We start from the raw sequence: 22,132 nt of genomic DNA on the forward strand, positions 1-22,132 counted from the left end.
CGGTCGGAATGACCCGCTCGGATCCCAACCGCGATGTCCGCCCGATCCGAGAACGTCAATGCTCTGCGCCCCACCAGGCAACTCCCTCTATCCAGTTATGTTGTTGCTACGACGCTATGACACCAAGCCGTGTACGCCACGAAGAAGCAGGCACGACGCGATGTCATTGCCTACATCGAAGGCTTTTACAACAGCCGCCGCCGGCACTCCGGACTCGGCCACCCGATACCCGAACGAGGTCTACTACAGTTACCGGCAGCCGGCCCTGGCAGCGTAAAGACAACCACCAACTCCGCTGTCCGAAATCACCGCAGCAGCCCAATCAGGGTGTGCCTGGATCGCCCGGGGTGGAGGTGACAGTGATCGCCGATTCCTTCGTCGCTGTTCTCACCCAGTGAATTGACGCACTCGTCGCCAAGCAGGGTCAGGTGTCGGTTCGATCGCTAGATGGTTGGAGCGGGCCCAGTCGTTCATGGCGGCTCCGACATTCTGGTCCTCGCCGTCGGTGTAGACATGGAACGTTCGACGGCCTGAGGTGGTCTCATGCCCTACCAGCAGACCGCGGAAGCCAAGAAGTGATTCCAGCTCGTCCTCGAGCCTTCGAAGGGGATCGAGGGCGGCTCCGTCCGCTGGAAGTCCATTGGCTTGCGCAGCGAACGCAGCATGAACGCCGTTGTGCACGTCAAGAGTCGGGTAATCGATCCACCGCAGGACTTGCCGGAAGCTCGCAATCGTCGGGACACCATCCGCGTCTTCCCAACGGAGCAGTGTCCATTTGTCCCGGTCTTGCTGCTCGGCAACCGACGCGACAGCATGAAGCAACCCGGCGCCGGTCACGAGCTCAGCCGGCGCCGTCTCGAGTGCCTCGATGTGGCCCAGCCACCGCTCGACGTCATCCTCGCCGAGAAGCCAGTCGAGAACTAGGAAGGTCACTTGCAGCCGTGCGGGCTCCGGTAGATCCGGGAACGCCGGGTGGTAGACACCAACGTGCACCCTGAGTTTCCGCGCCGAGGCCTCCGCCCTGAATCTTGTTTCTGAGAGATCAAGCTCGCTCCCGGCTATCTCCAGGACATTGCCCAGGGCGTTCGGGTCGGCCTCTTGACTCGAACGGAACTCCCAGACTGCATTCTCCGGCGGTGCGGCGTGCAGCCAGCGCTGGGCCGTCGGGCGTACTTCCGCAGTTCCCCCTGCTGAGACCGTGAGTCGGTGTTTGGACTCTCTGCCCGGGCCGAAACTCCAGGTCAGGTCTGGGTGGATCGCTGCGACCTTTCTGCTCAACTGTTCCAGCGCGGGCGATTGCTGGTGCGGATCGATCGTGTGGCCCTGGCTTGTCCACCATTCCCAAAAAGCAGAGATCGGGTGCGCGGAAATAGGGCTGTTACTTCTACGGAAAAGGCGCATAGCATGAAGACTTCCATTAGGGCCATGTTCACACAACTTCGTGGCATCCTCATGCCGCGTCGTGCGATTGTGTCAGCTCTTCGTGGCTTCCGCCAGTAATGCACGCGCAAATACCGACCAAGGACCTCGTAAAGAATGTTCTGCGGGCACTTACGCCGACTGGTCGAAGGAGCATCGCTCATACCGCTGATGGGGACAAAACTCTGCCCAGAACCCGGCCCAAAGACCACCGCCGACTTCCCGCACGAAGCCCGGCAGAATGAACACGGCAAGTGTTCTCGCCCGTATGCACATTCCGAGGACGACGCTGCTGACTGGAGTATCGGAGATCAAGCAAGGTATGCCATGGTTGCTCGCAACGTCTCTCACGCGTCAACGGCGTCGGCTCACGAGGACTCATCAGCGGGATGTCCCCACAGGATGGCGATGCTGTGCGCAGCAAGACGACCGCGCTCTTCAGGGACGATGACCGTGCGCTGTGCGTTCTGCGCCGAGCTCACCGGTGCAAGCGTCGCTGACCGTGAGCACCGGCTCCGGCCGATCGTCCGTGATCAGGTGAGGCGTTCGGTCAGGTGCACGGTGACCGCGTCGCCCAGCTCCTTGCCGAGCTTCTCCCGGAGCTTCGCACTGATCGAGAGCATGTGCCCGCCGACGCCCGTCGGCATCAGACCGGCTGTGACCGGTTCGCCGTCGACCGTCGCAACAACCTTGACGGTCTTTCCGGTGCCGAACCGCTCAACCGAATCCGGCACCTCCACGCAGGACCAAAGGTCGCCCTTCACGGTGACGCCGATCGGCGCGATGAAGGTGACGTCGAGTGGACCGGGGCTCTTGCTCACGGGGATACTCCTCATCCTCGATATCGGCTTATTCTCGATAGCGACGCGTTTCTCCTGAGGGTACCGAAGATCGGCAAGCCCGTCCCAGGACACCGGTAGCGGACCATTGCCGCTGTCTGCTTTCTCCCCTCGAAGGATTGCCTGGCGGGTGGCCCGAACGGCTGTCAGATCTGTTCGGTACCAGTTCCGTGCAGAGCCCGAGAACGAGGGCGGGCGCATCCTCCGGGGTCCACGGGCGCAACCCGACGGACATGGGTCCATTGTGCCGAATACGCGGACAACGATTGGCCCAGGGGCGTCGCCTCACGGCAGTACTACCGTGGTCTGCATGCCGAAAGACACGTGGTCGGCGGCCATCGCTCATCATGTCACCAACGCCGTCGGAGGTCTCGGCTTCTTTTCCCTCCCTTCCCGCGTGGTCGGAATCGGGAGCCATGACCACGGAAATCACTCGCTGCATCGAGGCGGCTCTGCTGATCACCAACCGAAGGGGGACCTACGGATCAGAACCGGCCTCGCAATAATGAGCTGAAGCGCCGTTGAGCTAGGCGCTTGCGGGGCTGTTTCACAAGCCGATCCCACTACAGACGAAGTGGCAATCGACTCAGTGCGCCGAGTCCGTATGCCGAGGTGGCCAGACAACCTCGAATCGCTCGAAGACGATCTCATCGCTTTCCGACCATTGACGTCCTTGAGCTGCGGACACCCGAGTCCAGTAGCGGCGGTGTTCACGCTGCCAGCTGTCGAGGCTTCGATCGTCTTCGCCTTCGTCAAAAGCGAACGCAGCATCAGCGCTTTCGAAAGAACCGATGCGCAGTTCAATACTGCGAATGATGATGCTCGGAGTGCCATTCCCATCACAGGCAATCCAGTGAGAGCCGATCCGGGGCACCTGTTCACCTCGCGCTGGGAAGTCCGCAACGAGCTCCGCGGTCGCCCGTTTCCTCCCGCTCACAACATGAGCGAGAAGTTCGTCAGCTAACCGCTTCGTGTCACCGAAGTGCTCGATTGTGTATTCCGGGGACGCCGCTACCGCCTCCGGGTGAGCAGCACAGTATTCCTGCCACATCCGAAGGCCTGCGTCATGGTCGGCTGGGCCAACAGATTGAGATTCCACGACTTCATGATGCCAGAAGCCGATGCCCGTAATCCGGTCGTCTCCGGTCCCTGCTGGAACCTCGAGGGTCCTTGATCATGAACGATGTAGGCGCGAGAAGTTCCACTTGCATCGGAGACTGGCGGAGGAATAGCCAAGGGATCTGACACCGAACACCACGGCCCGGAGCCCGAACACGAGTCGGTCTGCGGTCAGCAGTAACACTGCACTTACCGTGATCAATGCAGGAAGAATCAGCAGGACAATAAGCATGCTTTCAGGCTGTGCTCTCAATGCCCCCACGTGTCGAATTCACTCCCACTGAACATGCACCGTGGTGACTGCCTCACAAGGTCTAGGGTGAAGCACATGATCATTCGCAGTGTAGACATCTCTGATGAGCGGATCCTCGCTGATGCCTATAAGGTCGAGTGCGCTGCCAATGCAAAAGCACGGCCCAAATGGATCGGACGTGGTGTGGAAGCCCGCATTCTCGGGTGGCGCGCTGAGGACGGCTGGGCCAAACATCTCCTCGAGTCATGGGACAGTGCCGAATTACAGGGCTTCGTAGCCTCCAGGGCCTCCGAGGGTGAACCGGGAACGGGAACGACGTGGATCTTCCCGTGGGCTCATCCGCGGTACGAGGGCAAGGGGGTGGGCGCCGGGTTGATGCGTGCCGCGGAAGATGACTGGCCGTCAACGACGACACGATTCATCGCCAGCGCCTACCGTCCGGCCCTGGAGGCCATCGCTGCACTCGTGGAGCGGTTCCTCACTCCGCTCGGGTACACGGTCGCAACCACCGAGACCGTCGTCGACCTGGATCTAGAATCCTTTGGATCTGCCGCCCGTCCTGCTGGCAGAGCGATACAACATTCCCACCCACATCAACGGTGTGCCCGCTCCTCACCGTGAGCAAGTGCGTCAGATCAAGGGCCTGGTCGATGCGGAAGCACCTAACGGGGACCTGGGATGGGGTCGGCCGCGGTGACGCCGGCTGACCATGTGAGGGAGATTGACAGGTGGGTCGCACAAGGAGCGACTGCTGTGGAGTCGATAGCGGTCGATACTCGTGGTCATGTGCCCGCGTGGACGTGCGTGGTGAGCTCGACGACCAATGAGCGGCCGACCGCGGTGGAGGGGACCCTGGTTCTTCGCAACCATCGAGGACACGGTCGTGGAGCTGCAGTGAAACTTGCGTCCTTGTGGGAGGGGAAGGAACTCAGGAAAGCGCGTCGCGTGAGGTGAGAAGTCAGAAATTTGCAAGGATAGGAGGGCGCGGTTCTGATGACTTCAGCAGTAAATCTAATTCGGCCGACCACGTTGTCGGATGCAGTTCAGTATGCCTACGCCGCGACTGCGCCGGCCGATGCGCGACTGATCTTCCTTGCCGGGTCCTGTCCGCTCGACGAAGCGGGAGCAACGGTGGGCGAGGGCAACTACACGGTTCAGGCGGAACAGTGCGTTCGGAACATGACGGCTGCGCTCAAAGCAGCTGGAGCGACAATCGGGGACGTCATCAGTACCCGCGTACTCGTGGCGTCGACGAATCGGGATGATCTCGTCACCGCGTGGGAAGTTGTCCGTAGAGCGTTCGGTGCCCATGACGTTCCGAGCACACTACTGGGCGTGACGGTTTTGGGCTACGAGCACCAACTCGTGGAGATCGAAGCTGTGGCAGTTATCCGCGACTGATCATCCGCTCCAGCGTCCCAGCTAGCGAAAGTTCGCCGGTCCGCACGGGTCCGGTGACGTGTTGGCAGAGGTGATCGGCGATGATGCAGCGCCGGGGAGGGGCTGACCCGTTCTGGGAGAAGGTCGTCGAGGGCCTGCGGCCGTTTGATTCCTGAGTCTGCACCGGCGCAGTGGCCGACCATGGCGACGGGCGATTCTGGGTCCGCCCAGACGGCGCCCTTGCTGCAGGGGCAGGCCGGGGTCGTTCCTCGCCAAAGTGACGACGGATCGGGTGTGACTATTGTTAGCAGCGTGAATCGAGCTAATCAGGGTGGGGTCACGGGACAGGCGGCGTCATGAGCGAAGGCGCGAACCCTGATGCCACGGACGAGTCCATCCCTGAGGGACTTACTGCAGAGGATCTCCGTCTGGGCAAGAAGGCTTCCAGGTCGATCGACATCGCCTGCGTTGTCGCTTTCGCTGCGTGTGTCGCGATCGCTGCCTTCGTCTTCCTGAATGTTCCGTGGGACACCCGGATGCCGTACAGCGGTCGATTTGGCCGGAATGGCATCATTGCGCCGATCGCACTTTTTCCCACCTTGGTGGTCCTCTTCGGTTTTTGGAGGTCGGGGAAGAAGCCTGACGCCCATCACATGCGTAAAGGCTCCCGCGTCGGGTCATACGTCCTCGGTACAGCGATCATCGCTGCGTGCGTCTACTTCCAATCGATCTTCGCGGGGTCGATTCTGGAAGCCGCCGACTATGGCCGCTGATCATGAGCTGGAAGCAAAGAGGTCACTATGTTTGTTGATTGAGCCAGTATGCGCACCGCCGCCACGCGACCTGACTTCTCGTGCACCGGTTGCCTGGGTCATCACCACGGTACGGCTCTGGGTCCTCTACGCATTCCTGGTTGCTCGGCAAGGCTTCGTTCTTGCAGTCCTTCCGGCCGTCGTCGCATTGTTGTGGTCCGCCGATTGATTCAGTGGAGCGCACAGGCCTCAGTCCGGCAGTAAGCTGCCCTACTTCGACCAAATCAGTGGCACCGCCCTGGCTGACGGGACTGGGGCTTCTCAAGTTCCTCGTCATAGCGCTCGGTGGAGGAAGAGAAGCTGGCACCCTGAACCGCTTCGAAGTTGGCGACGGCGTGGACAACATTATTGAGATTCCTTCGGATTATGCGCCCCCGCTCCACAGCGTCAATCGGCTCCGTCAGTATCGGACACGCCAGTCCGTCGGGAGCGAGCGAACTCACCGGCAGGCAGAAGAGAACTGTGAGCCTTGCAGTGGCTGGTCTGGGACTCACGGCCATCGTCGTGGAACTTACCTGTTGAGGGCTGCCCGTAAGCCGGCCGTCTTCAGGGCCTGCTGGAACCTCAAGGGTTGGACGGCCCCTCAAACCGTGGGAGCGGGCGTATGCCCGGGACGATGAAAGCGGGCGCAGGAATGCCTTCGCAACACTGGGGCATCACCGGCACGAACGGCACCTGGCCAGGCCTGCGGGAGGCGCTGGCTTCCTGTCGACGCCGCCTAATACACGCGAGGCGAGATCGCCGAACTCGCGGCGTCTCCCGGACGACCGTTGGCCGGGAGATCCAACGATGAGCCCGACCTGCCACTTCAGGACCGCTTCAGCGGTGCCTCGAGGGCGGGGCCGAGGTCCCGCGGCGCGCGACGATCCGGGACCGGTTGGCTGGAGATACCTGCTGAGGATGACAATGGCGCCGTCGCAGCGTCTGCCCGCAGGTGAGAGATCGTGGGCTGGACCCGGAAGGACCTGGGAATGAAGCAGCTGCTGACGTCCGGAGGCGTGACCAACGCGTCGATCCGCAGGATGCTGGAGGCGATGCTCGGGAAGCCGGTGCGGAAGTGCGCTGCCCAGCATCGGGTCGGGCGGTTGGCTCCAGTGGGTGCACGATGCTGACGTCCTCCTCGCGGATGGCGGGGAGGCGATCCATCTCGCGCACTGGATGCGTGGTGATGCCTCCGCGCATCGGCCGGCAGTTCACGGACTGGACTCCCGGCGGGACCGACGAAGGGCTCGGCGTCGTGGACTTCTCGATCGTCCCTCACCTGGATTACCCGGGCTGGGCGTCGAACACGTCGGAGAGCGCACGTCGTTGGGCGGAGGACATCGGTGGACCGGCGTATGCGATGGATGATCAGACGGCCATCTCGGTGGTGGACGGCAGCGTGGAGGTCGTCTCCGAAGGTTCCTGGCACCGGTTCGCCCACAAGACCGAGGCACGGCGCTGAGGACGGCGGTCGGGACGTCACGCCCGGGGCACGCCGGACGGCGCATGGAACGGCCGCCTGGTCCTCCGCTGCGCGAATTCCCCGACCGCGCGGAGGCAGGCCTCCCGGAGCTGGCCGGCGGATTCCGCCCACGAGTAGGTTGCAGCACGCTCGAGCCCGGCACGCGACGCCTCGGCCCAGCGGGTCGGATCCTCGAGGGAGAGGACGGCATCCGCGAGCGCCGCGGGATCGTCGGGATCCACGAACAGGGCTGCAGTGCCGCCCACCTCGCGGAAGATCGGGATGTCGCTGGCGATGACGGGGGTTCCCGTCGCCATCGCCTCGATGAGCGGGAGCCCGTAGCCCTCGGCCCGGGAGAGGGTGACGAGCGCCGTGGAGTGGGCGAGCAGGTCCTCGTACTCGGTGTCGGTGACGCCGTCGTGGAAGACCACGCCTCCCGCCGCGGGGGAGAGCGCCTCGAGTTCTGCCCGGCGGTCGGGGGAGATCCTGCTCAGCATGTGCAGCGTGTGTCCGGGCAGGGACGCCATGGCACGGACGATGGTCTCGACGTTCTTGTACGGCATGAAGGACCCCATGTAGAGCAACGACGGCGACCGCGCGGCGTCGGGGTCCCGCCGCCGCGATGTGCTCCGGGGCGCGTTGCCCACGAGCACGACGGGCCGGCGGGTGAGCCGGTAGCGGCGCATCAGGTCCGCCGTGGTCGCGGAGATCGTGGCGACGACGTCCGCCCGGTCCAGCAGGAGCCGCTGGGGCCAGTACGCCAGGTGGTAGAGCCGCCAGAGCGCGCGGACCGGCAGCGGCAGGAAGGACGGCGGCGTCGGGTTCTGGTAGTAGATGAGGTCATGCAGCGTGAGGACCAGCGGATACCGTCGGCCCCAAGAGCCCATGGTCTGCATCGGGCAGACGACGACGTCGGGCTCCAGCCGGTTGATGCGTGCGGCGACGAACAGCTCGGCGGGGGAGAGCGGGCTGTTGATCAGCACATGCGGGACCTCCGGCAGGAGGGTGAGCTGGCGGCGGTCGCTGACGAGCATCACGACGTCGTCCGTCGAGGCAAGGGCGGCGATCAGGCTCGCGCCGTACCGGCTGATGCCGTCGTGGTGGTCGGTGCGGGTGAAGCGTGCGTCGAACAGGATCCTCATGCGGGGACGGCCTCCAGGAACTTCCCGATCAGGTGGGCCGCCTCGCGCGGCTTCTCGTAGTGGACGAGGTGGCCGACGGCGGGCAGGATCTCGAGGCTTGCCGTCGGCATGAGGGCCGCGAGCTCCCGCTGGCTCTGCACCGACCCGATATCGTCCTCCGCCGCGGCCACGAGCAGGACGGGCAGCCGCAGGTCGGCCGCCCGATCCCTGACGGTGCCCGAGATGGAGGCGCGGAAGGCCTCGAGCACCACCCGGCGGCTGGCGAAGGAACTGAAATACGCGCGGTGCTGGCCGTGGATCCAGCGGCGGAGCGCACGGTCCCTCGTCTTGGCCATGAAGCTGCTCATCCCGCGCACGATCGCAGGGTTGGCGAGGAGCGCCCGGCCGGCGGCCTCGGGCAGCCGGTCCGCCGCGACGTAATAGGCCTCCGCGACCCGGGACGCGGTGCGGCTCGGTCCCTCGAGGGCCGGGGCGCTGATGGGGTTGACCAGCACCAGGGCCGCGGCGAGGTCCGGGTCGAGCGCGACGGCCTCCGCCGCGACGATGGAGCCGAACGAGTGCCCGAGCATCACGCGCGGCCCCTGGGTGAGCTGCCGCGAGCAGGCGGTGATGAAGCGCGCGTAGGCTCCGACGTCGTGCGTGCCGGGCAGTTCCTCGCCCTGTCCGAACCCGGGCAGGTCCGGCAGGAGGACACGGTGTCCGGGGAGTTCCTCCGCGAGCCGCAGCAGGCCGTGGTGGTCACCGCGGAAGCCGTGCACCATGACGATCGGCGGGCCGGGCGTGATCCCGGGTCCCTCGGTCGCCGGGAAGTCCCACACGCGCTGGAGGGTGCCTTCCCACACCAGGGTGTGGACGACGGCCTGCCGCATCAGCCCACCTTGTCGGGATGCGAGCCGAAGCGCTGGTCGCGCTCCAGCGCGTCGAGCGCGTCGAGCTGGCCGTCGTCGAGCCGGAACCCGAAGATGTCCAGGTTGGAGGCGATGCGTTCGCGCGAACTGGCCTTCGGGATGGTCAGGATGCCGTGCTGCAGGTGCCACCGCAGGATCACCTGGGCGGGGGTGCGTCCCAGCTCCGCCGCGATCCGGGCGATGACCGGATCGGTGAGGACGTTGCCGCGCCCGAGTGGACTCCAGGCCTGCGTCGCGATGCCGTGCTGGTCGTGGAAGGCGCGGAGCGCGTGCTGCTGCAGGTACGGATGCAGTTCGACCTGGTTGAGGACCGGCACCACGCCGGTCTCGGCGATCAGCCGCTCGAGGTGGTCCTGCTGGAAGTTCGAAACGCCGATGGACCGGACGCGTCCATCCGCGCGAAGTCGCTCCAGTGCCCGCCACGACTCGACGTACAGGTCCCGGGACGGGCAGGGCCAGTGGATGAGGTACAGGTCGAGGTACTCGAGGCCCAGCCGCTCCAGGCCGGCGTCGAACGCCCGCAGGGTGGCATCGTACCCGTGGTCGTCGTTCCAGACCTTCGACGTGATGAACAGGTCCCCGCGCCCGCCGGCGTAGGCCCGGGCGGCGGCTCCGACGCCGGCCTCGTTGCCGTACAGGGCCGCCGTGTCGAGGAGGCGGTAGCCGGCGTCGAGCGCCGTCGTGCACAGTTCCTCGGTGTCCTCGGGCGGGACCTTGTAGACGCCGTACCCGATCACGTCGATCGAGTGGCCATCGGCCAGCGGCACGCGGGGAACGGAGGAGTCCATGGGTGAACTCTACCGAGAGCGCCGGGGCGGTGGTGCGGACGGGGCCTGACGTCGGTCAGTGCGGTGTGATCGCATCGAGGACCAGCTCCAGTCCGTGCTCGAACTCGTCCGCGAAGTCGTACCCGGGCTGCATCACCACCCCGCTCGCGATCTCCACCATCCAGGGGTACGTCCCGTCCGCGAACAGGTCCATGATGGGAGCCGCCACCTCGGCCACCGAGTCGACCCCCGCGAGGGGCAGGGCGGCCTCCTGGAGCGCGAAGCCGTAGAGGTAGCTGTCGAGCAGCGCGTAGGCGTGCGCCGTCGCCCGGAGGGGGAAGCCGTCGCTGCGGAGGGTGCCCAGCGTGGCGTCGTGGTGGCGCAGGGTGGCGGGGCCGGGAGCGGCCCTGGACTCGAGGAGGCCGACGGCCCAGCGGTGTCGCGCCAGCACCTCGCGCATCGATCGTGCGCGCCGCAGCATCTCCGGGCGCCAGGGATTGCCGATGACGGGCAGGTACACCTCCGCGAACACCAGGTCCACGATGCCGTCGAGGATCTGGTCCTTGGTGGCCACGTAGTAGTAGAGGCTCATCGGTTTGCTGCGGAGCTCCTGCGCGAGGGTGCGGATGGTCAGGCCGCTGAGGCCGTCGCGGTCGGCCAGGGCGAGGGCCGCCCGGAGCACGCCGTCCCGCGTCAGCCCGGTCCGGGCGCCGCCGTCGTTCCTCGTGACCATTGCACCCCTCGTTCTTTCGTACCTCGTACGATACGCTGCTCCGCATCTGGCGCCGCGCACGGTGTGCGGCCTGGAGGAGGCGGTCATGCGGCACCATTCACCCAGGAAGACAGTGACGCCGAACGCGGCACCCGGGGCGCGCGGGACCATGCGTGCCGTGGTGCAGGAGACATTCGGCGGCCCCGACGTGCTCGAGCTGCGGGAGGTCGCGGTGCCGAACATCGCGGGGGACGAGGTGCTGGTGCACGTGCGTGCCGCGGGCGTCGACAGGGGCGTGTGGCACACCATGACCGGGCTGCCGTACCTGGGGAGGCTCGCGTTCGGCCTGCGCCGACCGCGCAATCCCGTGCCGGGCATGGACCTCGCGGGCGTCGTCGTCGCGGTCGGTGCGGAGGTCACGGGCTTCGCCGTCGGCGACGAGGTGTTCGGGGGCGGGCGGAGCACCTTCGCGGACTACGCCGCCGCCGGGGAGCGGTCCCTCGCGCACAAGCCGGCGGCGCTGTCCTTCGCGCAGGCGGCCGCGGTCCCGGTATCGGCGGTCACGGCGCTGAAAGCGGTGCAGGACGTCGGACGCGTCGCGGAGGGTTCCCGCGTGCTGATCCTCGGCGCCTCCGGCGGAGTCGGCAGCTACGCGGTCCAGCTCGCGAAGGCGGCGGGGGCGCACGTCACGGCCGTCTGCAGCGGCGCGAAGACCGACTACGTGCTCTCGCTCGGTGCGGATCGCGCCATCGACTACGCGGCCGGGGACGTCGCCGGCGGCCCGGAGACGTACGACGTCGTCCTCGACATCGGCGGGAACCCGTCGGTGTCGCGCCTGCGGCTATACCTCACGGGCAAGGGCACCGCGGTCATCGTCGGAGGGGAAGGCGCCGACCGGTTGACGGGCGGCCTGCACCGGCAGCTCGGCGCGCTCGCGGTGTCCCCGTTCGTCCCGCAACGGCTGACGACGCTGCTGGCCCTGGTCCGGGCGGAGAGCCTCGAGCGGCTCCTCCCTCTGCTGGAGACGGGTGCTGTCGTGCCGAGCATCGACCGCACGTTCACGCTCGGGGAGGCCGCCCGGGCGATGGACCATCTCGCGTCGGGGAAGGTCCGCGGCAAGATCGTCCTCACGCTCTAGCCCCCGGGCCGCGCGGGGTACCTGCACGCGCGCGACCGCGGGCCCAGGCGCCGGGTCTAGGCGTGCAGGAGGCGGCGTGCGGAACCCTCGTCGAGGATGAGGTCCGTGGCGAGACTCGCGGCCAGGGCGCCCCGCAGGCCGTCGATCTTCGACTCCCCCGAGACCACGCAGATGCGCCGCCGGACCCTCCTCAGGGCGTCGAGGTCCGGACCGGTGCTGCGCTTGTTCAGGAGGATGTCGTGGTGGCTCCCGTCCGCGCGGAAGAACATGGTGGCCACGTCCCCGACCACTTCGTCCCGCTCGAGCGTGTCGAGATCCTCGCGGTCGAGGTACCCGCCGCTGTACACGTGGCTGGGAACCCCCGCACCGATGGACCCGACACCGAAGATCGCCATGGTCATCCGGCGCTGCAGATCGAGGATGCGCCGGACGCTGCGCTCGTCCCACATCGCTGTCTTCGTCTCCGCGTGGTCGAAGAACGCCGGCACGGGGAACTGCTCGACGCGCGCGCCGTAGGCCTGCCCGAAGCGGCGCAGGATCTCGCTCGCGTAGGTGATGCCGGTGGTCTGCGTGTTGCCCGCCCCGTTGAGCTGGACGATCGTGCTGTCGTGGGTCTGCTTGCGCGTGAGGTGGTGGCTGACCGCGCTGAGCGTCGAGCCCCAGGCGACGCCGATGATCGCGTTGGACTCGACCAGCGGGCCGATGGTCCTGGCTGCCTGGATCGCGACGCGATCGAGGACCTCGGTGTCGTTCACCGAATCGGCCACCGGGACCACGTGCGCCTCCACGGAGAAGCGCCGGCGGATCTGCTGCTCGAGCGCTGGTGCCCGCTCGGAGGGGTTGTTGACCTGGATCTGCACGAGGCCCGTCTCCCGTGCCATGGAGAGCAGGCGCGAGACGGTGGACCGCGAGGTGCGCAGTTCCCGGGCGATCGCATTCATGGTCAGGTCCTGCAGGTAGTACATCTGGGCGGCCCGCAGGGCATCCCGGGACCGGGATCCCGGGGAACGCTCGCGTGCTGCCTCGTCTGTCTCGGAACCACCCCACGTCGTCGTCATCCCCTCAGTCTGTCCTGCGCTGCACGTTTGTGCAATGCGGTTGACTGCTATTCCCAGTCCTCGAAGAATGAGAGGTGCAGTAACCAATCCCGACATTGACGTTACGGAGTAGTACCTTGAGCATTCCAGCCGACCGGACCGACGGTGAAGGCACGACGACATCGACCCGCAGGGTGGTGCAGGAGCTCCGGGACAACCCCCGGGCGAAGGTCCTGATCATCGGTGGCGGCATCAACGGGGTCGGCACGTTCCGCGACCTCGCTCTCCAGGGAATCGATGTCGCGCTCGTCGAGCGCGGCGACTACTGCCAGGGCGCCTCGGGTGCTTCCTCGCACATGATCCACGGAGGCATCCGCTACCTCGAGAACGGCGAGTTCCGCCTCGTCCGGGAATCCGTCGTCGAGCGCAACGCGCTCCTGCGCATCGCCCCCCACTACGTGAAGCCACTCCAGACCACGATCCCGATCTACACGACGTTCTCCGGGATCCTCTCCGCTCCGATGCGCTTCCTGACGCACCGCCAGGGCAAGCAGGTGGAGCGCGGAGCCGTGCTCATCAAGGCCGGCCTGACCATGTACGACTTCTTCTCCCGTGACGGCGGCAACGTGCCCCGTCACTCGTTCGTGGGCCGCAAGAAGGCCCTCGCGGCCATGCCCGACGTCCGCAAGGACATCAAGTACGCGGCCACCTACTTCGACGCCTCGGTGCACAACCCCGAGCGGCTGACCCTCGACGTCCTGCGAGACGGGAAGCTCGCCAACCCGTCGGCCCGCGCCGCGAACTACGTCAGTGCCGTCGGGACGAGCGACGACGGCGTGCAGCTCCGCGACGAGCTCACGGGCGAGACGTTCACCTTCCAGGCCGACGTCGTCGTCAACGCGACCGGCGCGTGGACCGACCGGACCAACGCCACCCTCGGCGAGGACACCCGCTTCATGGGCGGCACCAAGGGCTCGCACATCGTGCTCGACCACCCCGAGCTGCTCAAGGCGTGCAACGGCACGGAGATCTTCTTCGAACACGTCGACGGCCGGATCGTCCTGATCTACCCCATGGGCGACCGCGTCCTGGTCGGCACCACGGACATCGACGTCGACGTCGACGAGCAGGCCGTGTGCACCGACGAGGAGATCGACTACTTCTTCGAGCTGATCGGCCACGTCTTCCCGGACATCAAGGTCACGAACGACGACATCGTGTACAGCTTCTCGGGCGTCCGCCCGCTGCCGCGCCACGACGAGACCCAGCCGGGGTTCGTCTCGAGGGACTACCGGATCGAGAAGCGCGAGGAGAAGCTCGGCGACCGGAAGGTCACGACGCTGAGCCTTGTGGGCGGCAAGTGGACCACGTTCCGCGCCCTGTCGGAGCACCTCGCCGACGAGACGCTGGCCGCTCTCGGAGCCGCACGCAAGACCTCGACCGCCGGTGTCGCCATCGGCGGGGGTACGGACTTCCCGACCGACGAGGCCGCGGAGCGCGCATGGATCAGGAAGGCCGTGCGCCCCGGAGTCGACGAAGCCCGCGTCGAGGTGCTGCTCACCCGTTACGGGACACGCGCGACCGATGTCATCGACTACCTGACAGAAGGCCCCGACAGGGTGTTGAATTCCACGCAGGAGCTGAGCACGCGCGAACTCGCCTACATGGTCGAGAACGAGCAGGTCGGCCACCTGATCGACGTCCTGATCCGCCGTACCTCACTCGCATTCCGGGGACTCGTCACCGGGGAGCTGCTCGCGGAACTGGCCGACACCCTGGCGCCCCTCCTCGGATGGGACGCAGCGCGATCCGCAGCCGAGATCAAGCTCGCCGAGAAGGTCCTCGCGGACGCGCACCGGGTGCATGTCAAGAACCTGACGCCGTAGCGGCATCCGCCGTATCGGGGTCGAACCGCTGCTTCCCGCAGCGGTGCAGTACCAACGGCAGTGGTTGCCGGGGGAAGCGAACGGGTGCCGTCGAGGCGGCGGCACCCGTCGATAAGTGAATAGACAAAGGAGTCAAAGATGTCTCTGGACGTGTTCGTAGCCGAAGCATTCGGCACATTTATGCTGTTGCTGCTCGGTACCGGCGTGGTCGCGAATGTCGCGCTCGCAAGGACCAAGGGCAACAACGGCGGTTTTCTCATGGTCAACTTCGGGTGGGGGCTCGCCGTCTTCGCAGGTGTCTTCGTCGCCGCGCTGTCCGGCGCCCACCTGAACTTCGCCGTCACCGTGGGCCTCTGGGTGAACCCCGACACCGCCGAGTTCGCTCCCGGCGTCGACAAGGACTTCATCAACGCGATGGGCTACCTCGCCGCGCAGATGCTCGGCTCCATCCTCGGTGCGGTCGCGTGCTGGCTCGCCTACAAGCAGCACTTCGACGAGGAGCCGGAGCCCGCGAACAAGCTCGGTGTCTTCTCGACCGGTCCCGCCATCCGCTCCTACGGCTGGAACGTGGTCACCGAGATCATCGGGACGTTCGTCCTCGTGTTCGTGATCCTGTCCTTCGGCAACACGCCGTCCGGTCTCGGCCCGCTCGCCGTCGCGCTGCTCGTCGTCGGAATCGGCGCCTCGCTCGGTGGTCCCACCGGGTACGCCATCAACCCGAACCGTGACCTCGGCCCCCGTATCGCCCATGCCCTGCTGCCCATCAGGGGCAAGGGCAGCAGCGACTGGGGCTACGCCTGGGTCCCGGTCGTCGGACCGATCATCGGCGGTGCGCTCGCCGGTCTCGTGATCCAGTTCGTCTCGTTCCCTCCTGCAGCCTAGGAAGCCTTGCCACGTGGCGCCCCCACGGGCGCCCACTTCTCCACGTCGTCATCCAATGAAGGAGTAAGACATGTCGCAGCAGTACGTCATCGCCATCGACCAGGGCACCACCTCCAGCCGGGCCATCGTGTTCGACCACAAGGGCGATATCGTGTCCTCCGGCCAGAAGGAGCACGAGCAGATCTTCCCGAAGGCGGGCTGGGTGGAACACGATCCCGCCGAGATCTGGGCCAACACCCGCGAGGTCATCGGCAACGCGCTGTCCAAGGCGAACCTCACCCGCCACGATATCGCCGCCGTCGGCATCACCAACCAGCGCGAGACCGCCGTCGTCTGGGACAAGACCACCGGCCAGGCCGTGTACAACGCCATCGTCTGGCAGGACACCCGCACCCAGAACATCGTCGACGAGCTCGCCAAGAACGGTGGTGTCGAGCGCTACAAGGACAAGGTGGGTCTGCCCCTGGCGACCTACTTCTCCGGCACCAAGATCAAGTGGATCCTCGACAACGTCGAGGGTGCCCGGGCGAAGGCCGAGGCAGGCGACCTCCTGTTCGGCAACACCGACTCCTGGGTCACCTGGAACCTCACGGGCGGCACGGACGGCGGCGTGCACATCACCGACGTCACCAATGCCTCCCGCACCCTGTTCATGGACCTCGACACCCTGTCCTGGGACGAGTCGATCCTCGCGGACTTCGGCGTCCCGCTCTCGATGATGCCGGCGATCAAGTCCTCCTCGGAGGTCTACGGCACCGTCCATACCTCGCAGCTCCTCCGCGAGGTGCCGGTCGCCGGCATCCTCGGTGACCAGCAGGCTGCCACGTTCGGCCAGGCGGCGTTCGAGAAGGGCGGCGCGAAGAACACCTACGGCACCGGCAACTTCATGATCGTCAACACCGGCGAGGAGATCGTCCACTCGAAGAACGGCCTGCTCACGACCGTCTGCTACAAGCTCGGCGACGCGAAGCCGGTGTACGCGCTCGAAGGGTCGATCGCCGTCACCGGGTCGCTGATCCAGTGGCTCCGGGACAACCTCGGCATCATCCAGAGTGCCCCCGAGGTGGAGCAGCTCGCGACGACGGTCGACGACAACGGCGGCGTCTACATCGTCCCGGCGTTCTCCGGCCTCTTCGCGCCGTACTGGCGCTCCGATGCCCGCGGCGCCATCGTCGGCCTGACCCGCTTCGTGAACAAGGGACACATCGCCCGGGCGGCACTGGAGGCCACGGCATTCCAGACCCGTGAGGTGCTGGACGCGGCGAACGCCGATTCCGGCGTGAACATGGAGGACCTCAGGGTCGACGGCGGCATGGTCGCCAACGACGCGCTGATGCAGTTCCAGGCCGACATCCTCGGCATCCCGGTCATCCGTCCGAAGGTCACGGAGACCACGGCCCTCGGCGCCGCCTACGCCGCAGGCCTCGCCGTCGGCTTCTGGAAGGACACCGACGAGCTGTCCAGCAACTGGTCGGAGGACAAGCGCTGGAACCCGGAGATGGACGACGCCGAGCGTGAGCGCCAGCTGCGCATGTGGAAGAAGGCCGTGACGAAGACCTTCGACTGGATCGACGAGGACGTGCGCTAGCTGTACTGGGCTGGGACGTTGTTGACGCGGGGGTCTTGAAATGGAGGAGGACCTCCGGGCTAAGTGGAGCTGTCTAGTTCCCACACTTCGTGCTCGGAGGTCCTCGTGTCTCACGTTAACGCCCGCCTGACCGTTCATGGAAGGCGACTGCTTGTTGATCGGGTCGCCGCGGGCCGGCCGGTCGCGCATATCGCCGCGGAGCTCGGCGTGTCCCGGCAGACCGCGTACCGGTGGGTGCGACGGTTCCACCTTGAAGGCCCCGCCGGCTTGCAGGACCGCTCGAGCCGACCCCTGCATTCACCCGGACGGACCAGCCCGGACCGGGAACAGGCCGTCCTGGACGCCCGGCACCGGTTGCGGTTCGGGCCCTTACGCATCGCGGCGGCCACCGGGGTCCCGGCGCGGACCGTGACCCGGATCCTGCACCGCCACCATGTGCCGCGACTGGCGGACTGCGACCCGCTGACCGGGACCCCGATCCGTGCCTCCCGGGCGACGTCGACCCGGTACGAGCGCGATCGGCCCGGGGACCTGGTGCACCTGGATGTGAAGAAACTCGGACGAATCCCCGACGGAGGCGGCTGGCGCGCCCACGGCCGCTCCGAACAGGTCAGGAGCCGGGGCATCGGCTACGACTTCGTGCACGTCGCCATCGATGACCACACCCGGCTGGGCTACGCGGAGGTCCTGCCCGATGAGAAGGGCCTCACCGCGGCCGGGTTCCTGACCCGCGCCGCCGCGTACCTCAACACTCATGGCATCGACCGGATCGAACGCGTCATCACCGACAACGCGTTCGCCTACCGCAACTCCGCGGCCTTCAAGCAGGCCGTCGCGGATCTCGGCGCCGTTCAACGATTCATCAGACCGCACTGCCCCTGGACCAACGGCAAAGCCGAGCGCTTCAACCGCACCCTGCAAACCGAATGGGCCTACCGCCAGGTGTTCACCAGCAGCGCTCACCGTCAAGCCGCCCTTGCACCCTGGCTCGAGCACTACAACACTGAACGTATCCACACCGGCATCGGAACCACACCCATCACCCGAGTGTCACCAACCTGACGGCTCAGTACAGCTAGCACCGACGCGTCAGGGGCGTCCTGGGGTCCGACGGGCCGCAGGACGCCCTTTCCATGCCGCAGCGCGGCGGGGCACCGTCCCGCGCGCACTGCTAAAGTGAAGGCATGCTGCGCGCCTCGCTCCTTACGTAGCCGCACGGTCTCCGCCGTGCGGCCAGCCCCTCCCGTCTGCGAGGGGCTTTTGTGTGTCCGGTGCAGGACCGCCCCGGGGCCTCCGGGTTCGCAGCAGGAGCCAGGCAGCGACGCACCACCGCAGAACCACGTTCCACCGACAGGACAGGCCAACATACAGTGAGCAGCAACCCCGAGGTCGCTCAGCCGGACGACAACACCTATGACTTCCCGGCCATCGAGGCCAAGTGGCCGGCGGTCTGGGACCGGCTCCGGGCCTTCGCCCCGGCCGACGACGGGTCGCGCGAGCGGCGCTACGTCCTGGACATGTTCCCCTACCCGTCCGGCGACCTGCACATGGGCCACGCCGAGGCGTTCGCCATGGGAGACGTCGCCGCGCGGTTCTACCGGCAGAAGGGCTTCGACGTCCTGCACCCGATCGGGTGGGACTCGTTCGGGCTCCCCGCCGAGAACGCGGCGATCAAGCGCAACGCGCACCCGGCGGAGTGGACGTACGCGAACATCGAGACCCAGGCGAAGTCCTTCCGCCGCTACGCGATCAGTGCGGACTGGGACCGCCGGCTGCACACCTCGGATCCTGAGTACTACCGCTGGACCCAGTGGCTGTTCGTCCGGTTCTTCCAGAAGGGCCTGGCGTACCGCCGGGACTCCCCGGTGAACTGGTGCCCGAAGGACCAGACGGTGCTGGCGAACGAGCAGGTCATCAACGGTGCCTGTGACCGCTGCGGGACCATGGTCACCAAGAAGAGCCTGAACCAGTGGTACTTCAAGATCACGGACTACGCCGACCGCCTGCTGGACGACATGGAGCAGCTCAAGGGCCACTGGCCCGAGCGCGTGCTGGCCATGCAGCGCAACTGGATCGGCCGGTCCGAGGGAGCACACGTCCGGTTCCGGATCGGGGCCGACGCCGGCCTGCCGGACACGGACGTCACCGTCTTCACCACGCGCCCCGACACCCTGTACGGGGCCACCTTCTTCGTCGTCGCGGCGGACGCCGAGCTCGCGCTCGAGCTGGTCACCCCCGAACACCGTGCGGCCCTCGAGGCGTACCGTGAACAGGTCAAGGGCCTGTCGGAGATCGAACGGCAGGCGACGGAGCGGGAGAAGACGGGCGTCTTCACCGGCCGTTACGCCGTCAACCCCCTCAACGGCGAGAAGCTGCCCGTGTGGGCCGCGGACTACGTGCTGGCGGACTACGGCACCGGTGCGATCATGGCCGTCCCCGCGCACGACCAGCGCGACCTCGACTTCGCGCGGGCCTTCGACCTGCCCGTGCGCACTGTCGTCGACACCGGGGCGGACGACGCCGCCGCCACCGGGATCGCGACGACCGGCGAGGGCACCCTCGTCAACTCGGGGGAGCTGACCGGCCTGGACAAGACGACGGCCATCCGCCGCGCCGTCGAGCTGATCGAGGCGCAGGGCACCGGTGAGCACACCATCAACTACCGGCTGCGGGACTGGCTGCTGTCGCGGCAGCGCTTCTGGGGTACGCCCATCCCGATCATCCACTGCCCGTCCTGCGGCGAGGTGCCGGTGCCGGACGACCAGCTGCCCGTCACGCTGCCGGAAGGGCTCCGCGGGGAGGCCCTGGCGCCGAAGGGGACCTCGCCGCTGGCCGCGGTGGAGGAGTGGGTCAACGTGGCCTGCCCGTCCTGCGGAGGCGCCGCGCGGCGTGACACCGACACCATGGACACCTTCGTGGACTCGTCCTGGTACTACCTGCGGTTCATCGACCCGCTCCTGGAGACCGCGCCCTTCGACACCGAGGCGGTCAACCGCTGGCTTCCGGTGGGACAGTACGTGGGCGGCGTCGAGCACGCCATCCTCCACCTGCTCTACAGCCGGTTCTTCACGAAGGTGCTGTTCGACCTGGGCATGGTCTCGTTCACGGAGCCCTTCAGCGCCCTGCTCAACCAGGGCCAGGTGCTCAACGGCGGCAAGGCCATGAGCAAGTCCCTCGGCAACGGGGTGGACCTCGGCGAGCAGCTCGACCGGTTCGGCGTCGACGCCGTCCGCCTCACCATGGTGTTCGCGTCCCCGCCGGAGGACGACGTCGACTGGGCGGACGTCTCGCCGTCGGGCTCCGCGAAGTTCCTCGCCCGCGCCTGGCGGCTCGGTGGCGACGTGACGAGCGCCGCCGGGACGGATCCGTCGACGGGTGACCGCGCGCTGCGCTCCGTGACCCACAGGACGGTCGCCGACGCCTCCGAACTGATGGAGGCCAACAAGTTCAACGTCGTCATCGCCAAGCTGATGGAACTGGTCAACGCGACCCGCAAGGCGATCGACACCGGGGTGGGCGGCGGCGATCCGGCCGTCCGTGAGGCGACGGAGGCCGTCGCAGTGATCCTCGGACTGTTCGCGCCCTATACGGCGGAGGACCTGTGGGAGCGGCTCGGACACGAGGCGACCGTCGCCACCGCGGGCTGGCCCGTCGTCGACCCGAGCCTGCTGACGCAGGACAGCGTCGTCGCCGTCGTTCAGGTGCAGGGTAAGGTGCGCGACCGCCTCACCGTCTCGCCGGACATAGGCGAGGACGCCCTGCGCGAGCTCGCCCTGGCCAGCGATCAGGTGCAGCGTGTCCTGGACGGCCGCGATGTGCGCACGGTCATCGTGCGCGCGCCGAAACTGGTCAACATCGTCCCGGCCTGATGAGGTCCCGATGAGGCAGGCCCCGGCGGACGGTGGACCGGCACGGGAGGTTCGATGCGCATAGCGGTGGTCACCGACTCCGCCGCGGGCTTCCCGCTCGGCTGGCGCCTGCCCGGGGCGCCCGCCGAGGGGATCGAGGTGGTCCCCATGCCGGTGCTGGTGGGCGACGAGATCCTCACCGGCGAGTACGACGACGTCACCGGTCCGCTGATGCTGGCCCTCGCCGCCGGTGCGGACGTGCGTACCTCCCGACCGTCGCCCGGCCAGTTCGACCGGTTGTACGGCAGGTTGGCCGACGACGGGTACGACGGCATCGTGTCCGTGCACCTCTCGGGGCTGCTGTCCGGGACCGCGGACGCGGCGCGCCTGGCGGCGTCCCGCGCCGCGCTGCCCGTCGAGGTCATCGACACCCGGACCGCTGCCATGGCGCAGGGCAGGGCCGCCCTCGCCGCGCTGGCGGCCGCGCGCGGCGGCGGTGACCTGCAGTCCTCGGCCGCCGCCGCCGCCATGGCCGCCCGCGGCTCGGCGCTCTACTTCTACGTGCCGAGCCTCGAGCAACTGCGCCGCGGAGGGCGGATCTCCGGTGCTGCCGGGTGGCTGGGGACGCTGCTCTCCGTCCGCGTGATCCTCCATGTGCAGGGAGGGCGCCTGGTGCCGCTGGAGAGGATGCGCACCGCCGCCCGGGCACTCCAGCGGTTGCAGGAACTGGCCGAGGCGGACGTCACGCGGCGGGGCGGTGCAGCCCGACTGACCGTGCACCACTTCGGCAACGAGGAGGAGGCGTCGGACCTCGCCGAGCGGCTCGGCCACGGCGTCGGACCCGAGCGCGTGTCCCTCGCGTCCTGCCCGGCGGTGCTCGCAGCCCACGCCGGCCTCGGCGTCGTGGCCGTGACCGTCAGTGCGGAGCAGACCGGCATGGCCTGACACCGCGGGCGTG

The 22,132-nt window shown here is 67.2% G+C and carries 19 protein-coding genes and 1 pseudogene; 12 read left to right on the plus strand and 8 right to left on the minus strand.

The window, feature by feature from the left end; genetic code table 11:
• Window positions 1–120: 120 nt before the first annotated feature.
• Window positions 121–277 (plus strand): annotated as a pseudogene (locus ACSGDB_RS08690) (IS3-like element ISAar4 family transposase); the annotation flags it as partial.
• A gap of 110 nt (window positions 278–387) precedes the next feature.
• On the opposite strand, the gene ACSGDB_RS08695 reads toward ACSGDB_RS08690, so the two are convergent.
• The 3 genes from ACSGDB_RS08695 to ACSGDB_RS08705 all read right to left on the minus strand — a co-directional run bounded on the left by ACSGDB_RS08695 (window position 388) and on the right by ACSGDB_RS08705 (window position 3,309).
• Window positions 388–1,401 carry a hypothetical protein gene (locus tag ACSGDB_RS08695; RefSeq protein WP_434994180.1) on the minus strand — a complete coding sequence of 338 codons (1,014 nt, stop codon included), beginning with the start codon at window positions 1,399–1,401 and terminating at the stop codon, window positions 388–390.
• 551 nt (window positions 1,402–1,952) lie between these two features.
• The gene (locus ACSGDB_RS08700; RefSeq protein ID WP_434994181.1) at window positions 1,953–2,240 is read right to left on the minus strand and encodes a DUF1905 domain-containing protein; all 288 of its coding nucleotides are present in this window, start codon (window positions 2,238–2,240) and stop codon (window positions 1,953–1,955) included.
• A gap of 604 nt (window positions 2,241–2,844) precedes the next feature.
• Complete coding sequence (locus tag ACSGDB_RS08705) at window positions 2,845–3,309, minus strand: ASCH domain-containing protein (RefSeq protein WP_434994290.1); 465 nt, start codon at window positions 3,307–3,309, stop codon at window positions 2,845–2,847.
• 396 nt (window positions 3,310–3,705) lie between these two features.
• Between ACSGDB_RS08705 and ACSGDB_RS08710 the strand changes: the two genes are divergently transcribed.
• From ACSGDB_RS08710 to ACSGDB_RS08725, 4 genes are all read left to right on the plus strand, one after another.
• On the plus strand, window positions 3,706–4,251 hold the full coding sequence (locus tag ACSGDB_RS08710; RefSeq protein WP_434994182.1) for a hypothetical protein: 546 nt from the start codon (window positions 3,706–3,708) through the stop codon (window positions 4,249–4,251).
• Between the two features lie 372 nt (window positions 4,252–4,623).
• Window positions 4,624–5,031: a RidA family protein gene (locus ACSGDB_RS08715; protein WP_434994184.1), complete on the plus strand. Its 408-nt coding sequence runs from the start codon at window positions 4,624–4,626 to the stop codon at window positions 5,029–5,031.
• Between the two features lie 335 nt (window positions 5,032–5,366).
• Window positions 5,367–5,783 (plus strand): hypothetical protein, encoded by a 417-nt coding sequence (locus ACSGDB_RS08720; protein WP_434994185.1) that lies wholly within the window; start codon window positions 5,367–5,369, stop codon window positions 5,781–5,783.
• Between the two features lie 1,207 nt (window positions 5,784–6,990).
• Window positions 6,991–7,266 (plus strand): hypothetical protein, encoded by a 276-nt coding sequence (locus tag ACSGDB_RS08725; protein WP_434994187.1) that lies wholly within the window; start codon window positions 6,991–6,993, stop codon window positions 7,264–7,266.
• Between the two features lie 17 nt (window positions 7,267–7,283).
• Here ACSGDB_RS08725 and ACSGDB_RS08730 read toward each other — a convergent pair whose 3' ends face one another.
• From ACSGDB_RS08730 to ACSGDB_RS08745, 4 genes are read right to left on the minus strand one after another with little or no spacing between them, the layout of a single operon-like run.
• Window positions 7,284–8,408: a glycosyltransferase family 4 protein gene (locus ACSGDB_RS08730; protein ID WP_434994188.1), complete on the minus strand. Its 1,125-nt coding sequence runs from the start codon at window positions 8,406–8,408 to the stop codon at window positions 7,284–7,286.
• Window positions 8,405–9,277 (minus strand): alpha/beta fold hydrolase, encoded by an 873-nt coding sequence (locus ACSGDB_RS08735; protein WP_434994189.1) that lies wholly within the window; start codon window positions 9,275–9,277, stop codon window positions 8,405–8,407. The genes ACSGDB_RS08730 and ACSGDB_RS08735 overlap by 4 nt, the downstream gene beginning before the upstream one ends.
• Complete coding sequence (locus ACSGDB_RS08740; RefSeq protein ID WP_434994191.1) at window positions 9,277–10,104, minus strand: aldo/keto reductase; 828 nt, start codon at window positions 10,102–10,104, stop codon at window positions 9,277–9,279. Before ACSGDB_RS08740 ends, ACSGDB_RS08735 begins: the two co-directional genes overlap by 1 nt.
• Window positions 10,105–10,159: 55 nt before the next feature.
• A complete protein-coding gene (locus ACSGDB_RS08745) occupies window positions 10,160–10,816 on the minus strand; it encodes a TetR/AcrR family transcriptional regulator (RefSeq protein ID WP_434994193.1) in 657 nt (218 codons plus the stop codon).
• Window positions 10,817–10,901: 85 nt separating this feature from the next.
• Here ACSGDB_RS08745 and ACSGDB_RS08750 point away from each other — a divergent pair, with 85 nt between their 5' ends.
• The gene (locus ACSGDB_RS08750) at window positions 10,902–11,933 is read left to right on the plus strand and encodes an NAD(P)-dependent alcohol dehydrogenase (RefSeq protein WP_434994194.1); all 1,032 of its coding nucleotides are present in this window, start codon (window positions 10,902–10,904) and stop codon (window positions 11,931–11,933) included.
• A gap of 56 nt (window positions 11,934–11,989) precedes the next feature.
• Here ACSGDB_RS08750 and ACSGDB_RS08755 read toward each other — a convergent pair whose 3' ends face one another.
• Window positions 11,990–12,991: a sugar-binding transcriptional regulator gene (locus ACSGDB_RS08755; RefSeq protein ID WP_434994195.1), complete on the minus strand. Its 1,002-nt coding sequence runs from the start codon at window positions 12,989–12,991 to the stop codon at window positions 11,990–11,992.
• Window positions 12,992–13,113: 122 nt separating this feature from the next.
• On the opposite strand from ACSGDB_RS08755, the gene ACSGDB_RS08760 reads away from it, so the two are divergent.
• The 6 genes from ACSGDB_RS08760 (at window position 13,114) to ACSGDB_RS08785 (ending at window position 22,119) form a co-directional block, all read left to right on the plus strand.
• Complete coding sequence (locus ACSGDB_RS08760; RefSeq protein WP_434994291.1) at window positions 13,114–14,856, plus strand: glycerol-3-phosphate dehydrogenase/oxidase; 1,743 nt, start codon at window positions 13,114–13,116, stop codon at window positions 14,854–14,856.
• 138 nt (window positions 14,857–14,994) lie between these two features.
• Complete coding sequence (locus ACSGDB_RS08765) at window positions 14,995–15,738, plus strand: MIP/aquaporin family protein (protein ID WP_434994196.1); 744 nt, start codon at window positions 14,995–14,997, stop codon at window positions 15,736–15,738.
• A 70-nt stretch (window positions 15,739–15,808) separates the two neighbouring features.
• A complete protein-coding gene (gene glpK, locus ACSGDB_RS08770) occupies window positions 15,809–17,326 on the plus strand; it encodes a glycerol kinase GlpK (protein ID WP_434994198.1) in 1,518 nt (505 codons plus the stop codon).
• Between the two features lie 105 nt (window positions 17,327–17,431).
• Window positions 17,432–18,388: an IS481 family transposase gene (locus ACSGDB_RS08775; RefSeq protein WP_434993093.1), complete on the plus strand. Its 957-nt coding sequence runs from the start codon at window positions 17,432–17,434 to the stop codon at window positions 18,386–18,388.
• 308 nt (window positions 18,389–18,696) lie between these two features.
• A complete protein-coding gene (leuS, locus tag ACSGDB_RS08780) occupies window positions 18,697–21,195 on the plus strand; it encodes a leucine--tRNA ligase (RefSeq protein ID WP_434994199.1) in 2,499 nt (832 codons plus the stop codon).
• 54 nt (window positions 21,196–21,249) lie between these two features.
• Complete coding sequence (locus tag ACSGDB_RS08785; RefSeq protein WP_434994200.1) at window positions 21,250–22,119, plus strand: DegV family protein; 870 nt, start codon at window positions 21,250–21,252, stop codon at window positions 22,117–22,119.
• The last annotated feature ends 13 nt before the right edge of the window (window positions 22,120–22,132 follow it).

The sequence above is a fragment of the Arthrobacter sp. Ld5 genome (assembly GCF_051172775.1).
Taxonomy (GTDB): domain Bacteria; phylum Actinomycetota; class Actinomycetes; order Actinomycetales; family Micrococcaceae; genus Arthrobacter_D.

What these genes read in the sequence shown, in the direction of transcription:
- ACSGDB_RS08695 (WP_434994180.1), bottom strand. Translation starts at nt 1,401, where the DNA reads ATGCGCCTTTTCCGTAGAAGTAACAGCCCTATTTCCGCGCACCCGATC.
- ACSGDB_RS08705 (WP_434994290.1), bottom strand. Translation starts at nt 3,309, where the DNA reads ATGTGGCAGGAATACTGTGCTGCTCACCCGGAGGCGGTAGCGGCGTCC.
- ACSGDB_RS08710 (WP_434994182.1), top strand. Translation starts at nt 3,706, where the DNA reads ATGATCATTCGCAGTGTAGACATCTCTGATGAGCGGATCCTCGCTGAT.
- ACSGDB_RS08715 (WP_434994184.1), top strand. Translation starts at nt 4,624, where the DNA reads ATGACTTCAGCAGTAAATCTAATTCGGCCGACCACGTTGTCGGATGCA.
- ACSGDB_RS08720 (WP_434994185.1), top strand. Translation starts at nt 5,367, where the DNA reads ATGAGCGAAGGCGCGAACCCTGATGCCACGGACGAGTCCATCCCTGAG.
- ACSGDB_RS08725 (WP_434994187.1), top strand. Translation starts at nt 6,991, where the DNA reads ATGCCTCCGCGCATCGGCCGGCAGTTCACGGACTGGACTCCCGGCGGG.
- ACSGDB_RS08730 (WP_434994188.1), bottom strand. Translation starts at nt 8,408, where the DNA reads ATGAGGATCCTGTTCGACGCACGCTTCACCCGCACCGACCACCACGAC.
- ACSGDB_RS08735 (WP_434994189.1), bottom strand. Translation starts at nt 9,277, where the DNA reads ATGCGGCAGGCCGTCGTCCACACCCTGGTGTGGGAAGGCACCCTCCAG.
- ACSGDB_RS08740 (WP_434994191.1), bottom strand. Translation starts at nt 10,104, where the DNA reads ATGGACTCCTCCGTTCCCCGCGTGCCGCTGGCCGATGGCCACTCGATC.
- ACSGDB_RS08745 (WP_434994193.1), bottom strand. Translation starts at nt 10,816, where the DNA reads ATGGTCACGAGGAACGACGGCGGCGCCCGGACCGGGCTGACGCGGGAC.
- ACSGDB_RS08750 (WP_434994194.1), top strand. Translation starts at nt 10,902, where the DNA reads ATGCGGCACCATTCACCCAGGAAGACAGTGACGCCGAACGCGGCACCC.
- ACSGDB_RS08755 (WP_434994195.1), bottom strand. Translation starts at nt 12,991, where the DNA reads ATGACGACGACGTGGGGTGGTTCCGAGACAGACGAGGCAGCACGCGAG.
- ACSGDB_RS08765 (WP_434994196.1), top strand. Translation starts at nt 14,995, where the DNA reads ATGTCTCTGGACGTGTTCGTAGCCGAAGCATTCGGCACATTTATGCTG.
- glpK (WP_434994198.1), top strand. Translation starts at nt 15,809, where the DNA reads ATGTCGCAGCAGTACGTCATCGCCATCGACCAGGGCACCACCTCCAGC.
- ACSGDB_RS08785 (WP_434994200.1), top strand. Translation starts at nt 21,250, where the DNA reads ATGCGCATAGCGGTGGTCACCGACTCCGCCGCGGGCTTCCCGCTCGGC.